Consider the following 13,088-nt stretch of genomic DNA (forward strand, 5'->3'; position numbering starts at 1 on the left):
ATTTTGCGACGAAAAAACAAAATTGAGCCATGTTCAAGTTAACCTGACACAGAATTATGAATAACCTCGACCGTTCGTAACATGGCCGCTCTTTCATATCCAGGTGATCACGGCATTTCCATTTCCGTATGCAGTAGATGTCACGGTCGAGCATTTGGAATTAGCAATGAGAGTATGGGTTGAGTTTTAAAGACAAACCCATTTATAAACCTTGGCTGCCACTCAGCAGCTATCTTTAGAGCAATCTCAATCACTATTCGCTTGAGGGGAAGCCGAAAGCAGATTATGTTGTTGATTTAAAATGACAGATATAATTATTGGTTGCCATTTTCAATGGCTAAAGGCGTGTAGTAACTGAAATGGATAACTTTGACTATAAATTGGGTACGTTAAACGGGATACTCACGGGGCTATCCTATGTAAACAATAAAGCGAATCACGGCTATACGTTTGAAATCACTAAAATTGATGCATCAAAACCATTAGAGATTGCAACGGAAAATTATCTTAAGGGTTTTTATAAGGATGCCACGGTTAGCTTTAGTGAAGTCATAGACTGGCGTAGTGAGATCAACGCAGCACTTCATACTTGGCTTTTTTCCTATCTCCTACCTACAACACAGGCCGGTTGCGGCTCAGCTTTTACTTCTCTTAAGGATGTCGATAACGCCTTTTCAATGTCCATAAAAAGCTTTAGAGACGAATTTATCAAACAGATAAGTGATCAACTTGATGCGCTGCTAGAGGTCAAAAGGGTTTTAGCTGTTTCATTGATAACGGATGAATGGTACGAGATGGAATGGGTTGATTTTGCTATCGAGGGCAGGAAAGGAGTTGTATTTATTCACTTGGGCGTTTCTGATTGATCTCCTTTAAATTTGCTTCACAGGATCAGGTTAAATATCCCTATGAGCACTTAACTTATCCATGCAGTTAAAGCGAAGGATACACTTGCGGTTAAGCGCATTATTGCCAATGGCGCTGATCTTGAAGGCGTTGACGAGAATGGGATGACGGCACTGTTGCATGCCTGTGAGCTACAGTCTTTTGAACTGCTCAAACTACTTGTGGATGCAGGGGCCAACGTGAATCATCCAAATGCGCTGGGGTATCGTCCGCTCGATATTGCTTACTGGCAAGGAGAGTTTCGCATGGGATGCTATACCGCTGAGAGTCAGCGTATGGTGAGCTATTTAAGCCGCCATGGCGGTAAATCCTTTAGCTAGATATCAAAACCTAAAACTAGGGCGTGTTGACGTTTCAGGGTTATTTTTGCAGCGAGTTGGCTGGCTTTTATGCAAGGTAAAGCCCGTGCGGTGTAGTTATTCTACATAAACGGGCGATAACGCAGCAGAAATGCCAGCCAAACACTGCCCGAAGGGTTCGTCTGGCAAGCCCTTGCTCTTTGTCACTCGTCATTTGAGTAGAATAACTACACATCATTCCTCGTTTCGCGAGCACGAACTTGCCAGAACGAACAAAATTTAATCTCGAAACGTCAACACGCCCTAAAATAAACAAAAATCGCGTTAGACTCAGCTGTACTAGCTGTGCCTAACGCGATTTTCTATTCCACTTACTGCTTAATCACCAAAGTCATCGAGCAGGATATTTTCAGGCTCGACCCCTAGGCTTTCGAGCATACGGATCACCGAGGAGTTCATGATTGGAGGACCACACATGTAGTACTCGCAATCCTCTGGAGCCTTATGATGTTTAAGATAATTTTCGTAAATCACATTATGGATAAAGCCTGTGTAACCCGTCCAGTTATCCTCTGGTAGCGGCTCCGACAGCGCCACATGCCAAACAAAGTTGTCATTTTCCGCCGCTAATGCATCGAAATCTTGTTGGTAAAACACCTCACGGGTTGAGCGGGCGCCGTACCAGAAGCTCATCTTACGCTTGGTCTTTTTACTCTTTAGCTGATCGAAAATATGTGAGCGCATCGGTGCCATGCCCGCACCACCGCCGATAAATACCATTTCTGCATCGGTATCCTTCACAAAGAACTCACCGAATGGGCCAGAAATGGTCACCTTATCCCCCGCCTTGAGGTTAAAGATGTAAGAAGACATCTTACCCGGTGGCACATTGGCCGATGGTGGCGTGGCAATCCGCACGTTAAGCATAATGCGGCCCTTTTCATCGGGATAGTTCGCCATCGAATAGGCGCGCAGCACGTCTTCATTCACGGTGGAGACTAAGTCGAACAGGCCGTATTTTTCCCAATCGTCGCGGTACTTAGCCGGAATATCAAAATCGGCATACTTCACCACATGGGCTGGCGCTTCAATTTGGATATAGCCACCCGCCTTAAAGTGTACGTCTTCACCTTCGGGCAGTTTTAGCAGTAACTCTTTGATAAAAGTGGCCTTGTTATCGTTTGAGATCACCTCACATTGCCACTTCTTCACGCCGAAGATTTCTTCCTCTAGCTCAAGTTCCATATCGGTTTTCACCGCCACTTGGCAGGCGAGACGACAACCTTCTTTGGCTTCTTTTTTAGTGATATGCCCTTGTTCTGTTGGCAGAATATCACCGCCGCCCGATTTGACCTTCACCCGACACTGGCCGCAGGTACCGCCGCCACCACAGGCCGAGGGAATAAAAATATTCTTACTCGCTAAGGCGCCAAGCAGTTTGTCGCCCGCGGCAACTTTAATGCTTTTCTCGGCATCGTCGTTAATCCCGATAGTGATCTCACCGGTAGTCACTAATTTCTTTTTGGCGATAAGGATTACTATCACCAGTAGGCACACCACTAAGGTGAACATGCCTATACCTATTGCCATTTCCATTCGATAACCCTTTTTCTAAACAGAATGCGGTTTCACTTTCTCAGCCACGCGTTACAGCGAGATCCCCGAGAAAGACATAAAGCCAAGTGCCATCAACCCTGTGGTAATAAAGGTGATACCAATCCCCTGTAAGCCTTCAGGAATCGCATGAAACTTCATCCGCTCACGCAGGCCTGCCAGCATCACAATCGCCAGCGCCCAACCCGTGCCCGACCCCATGGCAAACACTGCCGATTCGGCAAAGTTGTAATCACGGTTAGCCATAAAGATCACCCCGGCAAAAATTGCACAGTTTACGGTGAGCAGTGGCAGGAAGATCCCGAGGGAGTCATACAGGCTTGGAATGTATTTATCTAAAAACATTTCAAGGATTTGCACTAAGGCCGCAATCACACCGATAAAGGTGATCAGTTGCAGGTAACTTAAGTCGATTCCAGGCATGCCCGCCCACGCCAATGCGCCCGGTGCTAACACCTTCACATAGATCAGTTGGTTTAAAGGCACGGCTAAGGTCATCACCACGATAACCGCAACGCCTAAGCCGAAGGCGGTCGACACCTTTTTAGACACGGCTAAGAAGGTACACATACCGAGGAAGAACGACAGCGCCATGTTGTCTAAGAATGTGGCCTGTAAAAACAGATTAATATAGTGTTCCATATCCGCTCCTTAACCGCGTTTACGCTGGATCACGTTAATGGTCCAGATCAGCAGGCCAATCAGGAAGAAGGCGCTTGGTGGCAACTTAAACATCTCGTTAGGTAAGTACCAGCCGCCGTTTTCAACCGTAGTCAACACGCTATGACCAAACAGATTGCCCGTGCCTAACAACTCACGCACAAAGGCCACACTGATCAGCACCAAGCCATAACCCGCCGCGTTACCCACGGCATCGACCACGGCTAAGTGAGGTGGATACTTCATCGCAAAGGCTTCAGCGCGGCCCATGATGATACAGTTAGTGATAATTAACCCAACGAATACAGATAGTTGTTTAGATAGCTCGTAAGCCACATCCTGCAACACCATATCGACGATAATCACCAAGGAGGCAATCACCGTCATCTGGGCAATAATCCGCACACTGTTAGGAATAAAGTTGCGAATGGCAGAGATAATAAGGTTAGAGAACACCAGTACGAAGGTCACCGCCAGTGTCATCACCACGGCCGTCTGCATGGAGTTACTCACCGCCAGCGCCGAACACACGCCCAGCACTTGCATCGCCACTGGGTTATTGGCAAATACAGGGCCTGCTAACATGTCCCGCATGGATAAACTGTTGCTCATTTTGCACCTCCCAACTCACCTTGTTCAGCCGATGCTTTTAATTGGTTGAAGAAGGTTTGGAAACCCTCGACGCCAAACCAAAACTCCATTGCACGCTGCACGCCACGGCCAGTCATGGTCGCGCCACTCACTGCATCAACACCGTGCACATCGCCCTCTTTGGCGCCGCCTTTCACGAGGCGCATCGAAAACTTGCCTTTTTCATCAAAGAGTTGTTTACCCTTCCACAGGGATAACCAATGTGGGTCAGTCACAAAGTCACCGATACCTGGAGTTTCACCATGCTCGTAAACCACCATGCCTTTAATAGTATTAAAGTCAGGCTCGACGGCCACGTAACCGTAGATCATCGACCACAACCCTTTACCATAGAAAGGCACGACCACGCTGGATAACTTGCCGCTATCATCGAACACCTTAAACACACGGGCATCGTTGGCACGGGTTTTAATCTTAGCTATATCCTTTTTAGGAGCACTTGAGGTTTCTGGGTTAATCGCCGCCATGCGCTCGTCAAAGTCGAGTACGTTGGCATCCGAGTCCACTTTGCCAGTGTCGAGATTAATCAATAATGGCTTAACGGATTTAGCAAAAATCTCTCTAAACTCATTGCCTTGGCCAATACTCACATCGGCCGCCATCAACACATAACGTTGTAACTCATCGCGTTTTTTCGCGAGCTTACGCTCTTTCAATACGCCTGCGGTGCCGGTGATCATAAAGGAGCACAAAAGGCAGAGCGTGATGGTGAAGATCATGGTCCCCACCACTGTATCTTTCTTAAATACCATGACGTTTTACTCTCCGTTTGATGTTGGCACGGGCCACCAGATAATCGAACAGCGGCGCCCACAGGTTGGCGAACAGGATGGCTAACATCACGCCTTCAGGCATTTTGGGGTTAGCCACACGGATAAGGATGGTCATAAAACCAATCAGCGCGCCGTAGGCAAACTTGCCTTGGCGGGTATAAGAGGTCGTTACCGGATCGGTCGCCATAAACATCATCGCGATAGCAAAGCCGCCCGTGACTAAGTGCCATGTCCAAGGCATTGCCATCATCTGGTTAGTGCTTGAACCAATAACATTGAACAAGGTTGCAGTGGCAATCATGCCCAACATCACCCCCACCACGATGCGCCAGTCGGCTAAACGGGTGATAAGCAGCAATAACCCACCGAGCAGCACAGCAAGCGTGCTGGTTTCACCAATCGCGCCTACGGTAAAGCCGAAGAAATTATTCCACCAGTTAGGATCGCTAAAGGCACTGTACCAAGCGTAATCGGCAAATTGCAGCTTACCGGCTGCGGCTTGCGCTAAGGCAGTCGCGCCAGAAAAACCATCTACAGCAACCAGTTGCTTAACGGTTGACACTTCAGAAGGGTAAGCAAAATAGATAAACGCCAAACCTGCTAATGCGGGGTTAAGGAAGTTGTATCCCATGCCACCAAACAGCTCTTTGGCAATCACCACCCCAAAGCTAATCCCCATCACCACCAACCAGAGTGGAATCGAAACAGGTAAAATCAGCGTAAATAACAAGGCTGTGACGAAGAAGCCTTCGTGCAATTCTTGGCGACGCACCTTAGCAAACACCACTTCCCAAAATAGGCTGGTCAGCAAGGCCGTTAAGTAAATCGGCAGATAAAAACTTAAACCGTAGAGGAACAGGCCAATCACGCCCGTCTCGGCACTTAAGCCACCGCTTACGGCGTTAAACAGAGCGAGTTTCCAAGTTTCAGGCGTCGTTAAGCCGCTTGCTAGTGCGAGCTGTGCCTGTAAACCTACGTTATATAAGCCAAATAAAATGGCGGGTAATAAACAAAGGCCCACTAAGGTCATGGTACGTTTTACGTCAATGGCGTCACGTACGTGTACTTGTCCCTTAGTGCTGCGACCACTGGCGATCACCAATGAGCGCACAAAGCCCTTCATCGATTTCCCCGTGGCGTAGTAGTCTTCCTGTAAATCAGGTTTTTTAGGTTGTGTCGTCATTAACCTTCCCTCTCGATAACATCTAGACAGGCACGTAACTCTTTACCGAAGTCATATTTGCCGGGGCAGACAAAGGTACACAGGGCTAAATCTTCTTCATCTAACTCCAATGCGCCTAAGGCCTGTGCCTCGTCGGTATCTCGCACTACTAAGTCACGCACTAGCAGAGTGGGTAAAATATCCAGCGGCATAACGCGATCGAGCTGACCAAAGGCCATCATGGCGCGGTGAGAACCGCCCTGATGCGTAGTAAATTCGAAGGACTTGGTCAGGCCAAATAAACGGGAAGTCACCGCACGGGTGATAGAGAACTTGTCCGAGCCGCCACGCACCCAAGGCAATACTTGGTGCTGCGCATCTTCGGCGAGCACAGATACTTGGTTGTGGAAGCGACCTAAAAAGTCATGCACGCCCCTCGCGGTATGGCCTGATAACACTGAACCTGACACCACACGGTTGTTACCGGGTTTAACTTCGTCGGCCACTAAGGCGCTCAGCTCTGCCCCTAACTGAGTGCGCAGTAAACGCGGGTTAAGCACGCTCGGACCACCCAGCGCCACCACGCGGTCGGTATAAAGTTCACCGGTTTGGAACAGCTTGCCGTAGGCGATTACGTCTTGATAGCCGATATGCCACACCTGACGCTCAATGCTGACGGGTAAGGTAAAGTGAATGTGTGTTCCGGCTAATCCGGCAGGATGCACCCCAGTAAAACGGCGCACTTCAACCTTAGGCAAATCAGCACCGACTAAGGCTTCGCCTTTGTCTTGGCAGAGGTAAACCTTGCCTTCGGTTAGATGACTCAGTACCGCTAAGCCCGCCTTAAACGCATCGCTCTGCTCGGCAATAATCAAACGAGGATCGGCGGCGAGTGGATTGGTATCCATAGCCGTCACGAAAATGCCTGCGGGTTTGCTATCGAGTGCGGGAACGCGGGAGAAAGGACGGGTACGCAGCGCAGTCCACAGGCCGCTATTAACCAGTTGCGCTTTAACCACATCCGCGGATAGAGCCTGTAAATCGGTGTGAATATCGAAACGGATCTGCTCATCGGCGTCTAAGCCATTGCAGCGGATCACCACGGACTGCAACACCCTACGCTCACCACGGTGGATTGCAACAATCTCACCACTGGCGGGAGCGGTAAACAGCACGCCCTTTGTTTTTTTATCTTCAAACAAAGGTTGGCCTTTTTTGACCTTATCGCCGACTTCCACCAACATCGTCGGTTTTAAGCCAACATACTCCTCACCCAACAGAGCCACTTGGGATGGCCTGTTACCGGGTTCGATGATCTGCCGAGGCTCACCCGAAATCGGCAAGTCGAGGCCTTTTTTGATCGTTATAACTTGGTTTGAAAAATCTGCCATCACAAATATCAACCATGAAAATTTTTAGATAAATTTAGGGTAGATGTTTGTTAACAGATAATCCGATATTGGCGTCACATTCCGCCGCAATTTCGTAAGTAATATACGTAAATTCGCGCCATTTTGTGACATAGATTCACATCGATTACAGCCTAAAGTTGCAAATGTAGTTTTATAACAAATAATTCATAATTCCTGCATTTCTGATTTAGTTTTGACTTAACTAGATAAAAACTGACAAAAATCTCCCCTTTCAGCCCAGAATTAACACAAAGGTTCAAAACCTTGAGTCAGTGATGAATTCATGTGCAATCCAATCTGCGCGCCCCGCAATCCTGCTGCAACGCCCAGCTTTTAGGCATTGGTTATTTTTACTGCAGTAAAATGTTTGACGCCCTATTAACCTTTGCTTTACAGCAAAAGCTTGATAGCCTCGGACTAAGATAGTTTCCGTAGGAGAAATAGATGGAATACAGACGCATACCGCATTCTAATCTCGAGGTGAGCAAAATCTGTTTAGGCACTATGACTTGGGGTGAACAAAATACCCAAGCCGAAGCCTTCGCACAGCTAGACTACGCCATCGGCAGTGGCATCAACTTTATTGACACTGCGGAAATGTACCCTGTGCCGCCAAAGCCGGAAACCCAAGGGGAAACCGAGCGCATTTTGGGCCAATACATTAAAGCCCGTGGCAACCGTGATGACCTAGTGATCGCCACTAAGATTGCCGCACCGGGTGGCAAGAGTGACTATATTCGTAAGAATATGGCGCTGGACTGGAACAATATCCACCAAGCGGTCGATGCTTCACTCGAACGCCTGCAAATCGATACTATCGATCTCTACCAAGTGCATTGGCCAGACCGCAATACCAACTTCTTCGGAGAATTATTTTACGACGAGCAAGAGATTGAGCAGCAAACGCCAATCCTCGAAACCCTCGAAGCCCTCGCCGAAGTCATTCGCCAAGGTAAAGTACGCTATATCGGCGTATCGAACGAAACCCCTTGGGGACTGATGAAGTATCTGCAACTGGCGGAAAAACACGGCCTGCCGCGCATTGTGACCGTGCAAAACCCCTATAACCTGCTCAATCGCAGCTTTGAAGTGGGCATGAGTGAAATCAGCCATCGCGAAGAGCTACCACTGCTGGCCTACTCACCCTTGGCCTTTGGCGCCTTGAGTGGCAAATATTGCAATAATCAATGGCCAGAAGGCGCACGCTTAACCCTGTTTAAACGCTTCGCCCGTTACACGGGATCGCAAATAGCACTCGATGCTACCGCAGCCTACGTAGACTTAGCCCGCGAGTTTAATCTCTCGCCCGCGCAAATGGCGTTAGCCTTTGTTAACTCGCGTAAATTTGTTGGCTCAAACATCATTGGCGCCACGGACTTATACCAGCTGAAAGAGAATATCGACAGCTTAAAGGTCAGCCTCTCCCCCGAGTTACTCAGCCATCTAAATGCACTCTCAGATCAATTTAGATTGCCCTGCCCTTAGCTCTTAAAAGAGCGCTAACAATGAGCTGTTAAATTGAGTTTTTAAACAAGCCTCTAAAGTGAGTGGCCAAAGTAAGCCACTCACTTCCTTACTGATTGTCTATCACAGCGGTACCCTAACCGCAGCGATAGCCATTACAATAGCGGTTTATAAGACAGTAAAAGTCGAGCACTCAAGATGAAACAAGCCATTGTCCATATCGCGCTCGTCGTAAGAGATTACGATGAAGCGATTGATTTTTATGTCAATAAACTCAAATTCGAGTTGATTGAAGACAGCTATCAACCCGAGCAAGATAAACGTTGGGTCGTGGTCGCTCCGCCAAATTCTAGTGGCACCGCTTTATTGTTAGCCAAGGCTTCTAAGCCGGAGCAAGAACCTTTTATCGGTAATCAGGCTGGCGGCCGTGTGTTTCTGTTCTTAAATACCGATGATTTTTGGCGCGATTATCACTATATGCAATCCATTGGGATCCGCTTTATTCGTGAGCCGCAGGAGCAGGATTACGGCACCGTTGCCGTGTTCGAGGACCTCTATGGCAACCGTTGGGATTTATTGCAATTAAGCCCTAATCATCCCATGGCAAAAAGATGCCAATAACAGTGCAAAAGACTGAGCAGATAGCCAAGTAAAAAACAGAAGAAGCGTTAACTAAGTGACGCTGCAAGTAGCAGCTAAGTGCTTATCTCATTGAATAACCAATTGAATTAACCACGCAACTTGATGATAATCGCTTGGCTATTTAATCGCGTTATTCTTCACTTAGGAGTTGAAATGGATTTCCCTCAGTTTACCTATCACCCTCATCCCCTCGATACTGGCGCCGTGATCTCAAGCGATGCGACCTGCGAATGCTGCGGCCAAGCACGGGGATTTATCTGCAGCTCAGGAATGTATTGCAGGGACAATGTTGAAGCGATTTGCCCTTGGTGCGTTGCCGATGGCAGCGCCGCAGACAAATTTAATGGCCATTTTGTCGACGATTACCCGCTGCTCGATGCGGGGCTGGATATCGCCATCGTGAAGGAAGTGGCGGAAAGAACGCCGGGGTATGTCTCATGGCAACAGGAAGTCTGGCAGTCCCATTGTAACGATGCCTGCGAGTTTCATGGCGATGCCGAACTCGCCGATTTACAAGCCTTGCAGGGCGAAGCTTTAGAAGACTTTTTAGCCGAATACCTGCCAAACCATGACCTATGGCAAAAACTCTTATCTAGCTACCAAAAGGGTGGCAACCCGGCAATTTACAAGTTTAAGTGCCGCCACTGCCAGCAAGCGATTTTTACCTTGGATTGCCACTGAACCAGTTTTATAACTAAAAGTTAACTAGACTCGGTCAATGTAAATCAATTAAGGTCAGTTTGTGGATTAGATAAGGCTAAAGCGAATTGACCTGCATCAGCGACTCAGGTTGCCTGACGCAGGCGCATGCTTTAGCTTATTTCAACAGGGATATGCGCTTCCCGATAAGACTAACGGCTGAACCTTAACCAATAACAATAATGGCTTATCATCAATTTCGGACTCATAAAAAGTGGCCTTGGTTGCTGCTCAGTGTATGGCTACTGGTTACCCAGTGCTTTGCGCTGACCCATTACACCGAACACAGTCTGGAACATGAACACACCCATTGTATTGTCTGCGATTTTGGCCATGATACCAGTGCAAGTCCGGCATCTATGCCCGTGCTACCACTGGATTTGCAACATGCCGATCATCGCGCCACCGTCGCCTATCAAGCCCCCAGCTTAGCCCACATCCGCCATGTTGATGCGCGCGCCCCTCCCTTTTAGAAAGCAAATTCAAAAACTTAAAAATTAATTTTTTGCTTATCTACAAGGAAAGGCACAATGAAACTTGCACTATCTTCAATAGCGCTTGCGGTCGCGAGCGTGTGTTCATCGGCTATGGCCGCAGAGCTTCAAGGCCAAGTCACTGATCAACAAGGTAACGCGCTTGCCAATGCCCGCGTCAGTGTTGACGGCGGTAACAGCACGACCACGGATGCCCAAGGCCAGTATCAACTCAAGGTTGCCGATAATAGTCACCTGCACCTACACGTGAGTCATGCGAATTTTAAACATAGCGATCAAGAGATTAGTTCAAAGCAAGGTTTGCTCATTCAAGATGTGGCACTGAGCCAAACCCCGATGGAAAATATCGTGGTAACCGCATCGCCCCTCGCCCGCTCAGCCCTCGAGAGCACTACGCCCATCAGCGTATTGACCGAGGATCAACTCAAGCTCAACACCGAACCCACCTTGGGCGACACCTTAGAAAAACTCCCCGGCGTACAGGCTTCTCACTTTGGTGCGGGCGCCAGTCGGCCGATTATCCGCGGCATGGGCGGCCCCAGAGTGCAAGTGCTTGAAAATGGCCTGTCGGTTGGCGATGCCTCCACTGTATCGGCGGACCATGCCGTGACCTCCGAGGCCGCCTCGGCGCAGCAGATTGAAATCCTTCGCGGTCCAGGCACCCTACTCTATGGCAACGGCGCCATCGGCGGTGTCGTCAATGTGGTCGATACCCGCTACAGCGAAACCCCAGTCGATGAAGTGACAGGGCACTTTGGCGCTCGCTACGACAGCGCCAATCATGGCCAAACCTACAATGGCGAACTCAACGGCGGTAATGGCCAGTTCAACTGGCATCTGGATGGCACCCACAGAAAAACTGAGGATGTCGACATTCCCGGTAATGCCATTGCCGATATGCCGACCACCCACGGTACCTTAGCCAATAGCCAACTCAAACTCGATGATTACGCCGCAGGCGTTGGCTATACGGGGGATTCGGGTTTTGTAAGCGTCTCCGGCGCGCGCACCGAATCCAACTACGGCATCCCTAGCCGTGGGGAAGCCGATGCACCCAATATCACCATCGACTTACAGAAAACCGCTTGGCAGTTACATAGCGGGCTACTCGACCCCTTTGCTGGTTTTAGTAAGTTAAAATTCGACGCTGCCTATAGCGATTATCAACACGCCGAGGAAGAAGATGGTGTTGCTGGCACCACCTTTTTCAACAAGCAGAGCGAAGCACGTTTAAGCCTAAACAATCATCCTTGGGGCGAATGGCAAGGCACCCTGGGGCTGCATGCGGTGCACCGTGACTTTGCGGTGGAAGGCGACGAAGCCCTGACCCCCGACAGTAAAACGGACACTCTCGCCGCCTTTATCGTGCAAGAACGTAAGCTGGGGGATTTTCGCTTTGAACTCGGCGGTCGCCTCGAGCATTACCGCCTCGCGCCCGATAGCATGCAGCTCGACACGCTTAATGGTGAGCAAGATTATCAACCTAATGATTTAACTGATAATAATGTGACGCTGTCTGCGGGCGTGGTGTGGGACTTTAGCCCATCATACAACCTAGGGTTGTCACTCACCCGCGCCGAACGCTCAGCCACCGCCGAAGAGCTTTACAGCTACGGGCCACACGATGCCACTCAAAGCTTTGAGCTAGGGTCGCAATTTAGCCTAGATAATGGCCAAATCGTTGCCAACAGCGGCAGTAACGATAAGGAAATCGCCAACAATATCGACCTCACGCTGCGTAAGCTGGACGGTGCATGGACAGGTTCACTCAGCCTCGCCTATAACCGAGTCAACAACTTCTACTATGAGCGCAATACTGGACTGGTTGACTCGGATCTAGTCAACAGCGATGAAGAAGGCGATATGCCGGTTTATCAATATACTCAAGGCGATGCGGATCTTTATTCCATCGAGGCGCAGGCAACGATCCCATTTAATGATCTCTGGTCACTCGGGCTCTTTAGCGACTACACCCGCGGCAAACTCGTCGATGGCGGTAACTTACCGCAAATCTCGCCGATGCGTGTCGGCTCGACATTAAACTTCGATCTGCAGCAGTGGCACGCAGAGTTAGGCGCCATAGGCTATGCCCGCCAAACCGACACCGCCGACAATGAGACTGAAACCGCAGGCTACGCCCTAGTGAACGCCGCCACCTATCGCTGGTACACCTCAAGCGGCGATATTTTGGTTTATCTCAAAGGTACCAACCTGCTTAATCAGGAGGCCCGCCCCCATACTTCCCTACTCAAGGATTATGCACCGTTAATGGGGCGCAACCTGATGCTAGGAGTCACCTATAACTTCTAACC

At 49.1% G+C, this 13,088-nt stretch carries 13 protein-coding genes; 7 read left to right on the forward strand and 6 right to left on the reverse strand.

Features of this window, described 5'->3' with window-relative positions:
• Positions 1-359: 359 nt before the first annotated feature.
• Positions 360-866: a hypothetical protein gene (locus N5E87_RS17125; protein WP_279775487.1), complete on the forward strand. Its 507-nt coding sequence runs from the start codon at positions 360-362 to the stop codon at positions 864-866.
• A 57-nt stretch (positions 867-923) separates the two neighbouring features.
• The gene (locus tag N5E87_RS17130; protein ID WP_279775859.1) at positions 924-1,226 is read left to right on the forward strand and encodes an ankyrin repeat domain-containing protein; all 303 of its coding nucleotides are present in this window, start codon (positions 924-926) and stop codon (positions 1,224-1,226) included.
• A 357-nt stretch (positions 1,227-1,583) separates the two neighbouring features.
• Here the strand turns inward: N5E87_RS17130 and nqrF are convergent, their stop codons facing one another.
• Genes nqrF through N5E87_RS17160 form a run of 6 tightly spaced genes read right to left on the reverse strand, consistent with a single transcriptional unit; the run spans position 1,584 to position 7,456 of the window.
• Positions 1,584-2,801 carry an NADH:ubiquinone reductase (Na(+)-transporting) subunit F gene (gene nqrF / locus N5E87_RS17135; protein WP_011718172.1) on the reverse strand — a complete coding sequence of 406 codons (1,218 nt, stop codon included), beginning with the start codon at positions 2,799-2,801 and terminating at the stop codon, positions 1,584-1,586.
• Between the two features lie 51 nt (positions 2,802-2,852).
• Complete coding sequence (gene nqrE / locus N5E87_RS17140) at positions 2,853-3,461, reverse strand: NADH:ubiquinone reductase (Na(+)-transporting) subunit E (RefSeq protein WP_011621548.1); 609 nt, start codon at positions 3,459-3,461, stop codon at positions 2,853-2,855.
• A 9-nt stretch (positions 3,462-3,470) separates the two neighbouring features.
• Positions 3,471-4,091 (reverse strand): NADH:ubiquinone reductase (Na(+)-transporting) subunit D, encoded by a 621-nt coding sequence (locus N5E87_RS17145; RefSeq protein WP_011621547.1) that lies wholly within the window; start codon positions 4,089-4,091, stop codon positions 3,471-3,473.
• On the reverse strand, positions 4,088-4,882 hold the full coding sequence (locus tag N5E87_RS17150) for a Na(+)-translocating NADH-quinone reductase subunit C (RefSeq protein WP_279775488.1): 795 nt from the start codon (positions 4,880-4,882) through the stop codon (positions 4,088-4,090). Before N5E87_RS17150 ends, N5E87_RS17145 begins: the two co-directional genes overlap by 4 nt.
• Complete coding sequence (locus tag N5E87_RS17155; RefSeq protein WP_220053798.1) at positions 4,872-6,086, reverse strand: NADH:ubiquinone reductase (Na(+)-transporting) subunit B; 1,215 nt, start codon at positions 6,084-6,086, stop codon at positions 4,872-4,874. The genes N5E87_RS17150 and N5E87_RS17155 overlap by 11 nt, the downstream gene beginning before the upstream one ends.
• Entirely contained in the window at positions 6,086-7,456 is a 1,371-nt protein-coding gene (locus N5E87_RS17160; protein ID WP_279775489.1) for a Na(+)-translocating NADH-quinone reductase subunit A, read from the reverse strand. Before N5E87_RS17160 ends, N5E87_RS17155 begins: the two co-directional genes overlap by 1 nt.
• A gap of 465 nt (positions 7,457-7,921) precedes the next feature.
• On the opposite strand from N5E87_RS17160, the gene N5E87_RS17165 reads away from it, so the two are divergent.
• From N5E87_RS17165 to N5E87_RS17185, 5 genes are all read left to right on the forward strand, one after another.
• A complete protein-coding gene (locus N5E87_RS17165; RefSeq protein ID WP_279775490.1) occupies positions 7,922-8,962 on the forward strand; it encodes an NADP(H)-dependent aldo-keto reductase in 1,041 nt (346 codons plus the stop codon).
• Positions 8,963-9,139: 177 nt separating this feature from the next.
• The gene (locus N5E87_RS17170; protein WP_279775491.1) at positions 9,140-9,562 is read left to right on the forward strand and encodes a VOC family protein; all 423 of its coding nucleotides are present in this window, start codon (positions 9,140-9,142) and stop codon (positions 9,560-9,562) included.
• A 174-nt stretch (positions 9,563-9,736) separates the two neighbouring features.
• Positions 9,737-10,264 carry a CbrC family protein gene (locus N5E87_RS17175; RefSeq protein WP_279775492.1) on the forward strand — a complete coding sequence of 176 codons (528 nt, stop codon included), beginning with the start codon at positions 9,737-9,739 and terminating at the stop codon, positions 10,262-10,264.
• Between the two features lie 242 nt (positions 10,265-10,506).
• Complete coding sequence (locus N5E87_RS17180; protein WP_279775494.1) at positions 10,507-10,755, forward strand: hypothetical protein; 249 nt, start codon at positions 10,507-10,509, stop codon at positions 10,753-10,755.
• A 57-nt stretch (positions 10,756-10,812) separates the two neighbouring features.
• Positions 10,813-13,086 carry a TonB-dependent receptor gene (locus N5E87_RS17185; protein WP_279775495.1) on the forward strand — a complete coding sequence of 758 codons (2,274 nt, stop codon included), beginning with the start codon at positions 10,813-10,815 and terminating at the stop codon, positions 13,084-13,086.
• Positions 13,087-13,088 lie beyond the last annotated feature (2 nt).

Source organism: Shewanella sp. GD03713, assembly GCF_029843705.1.
GTDB lineage: Bacteria > Pseudomonadota > Gammaproteobacteria > Enterobacterales > Shewanellaceae > Shewanella.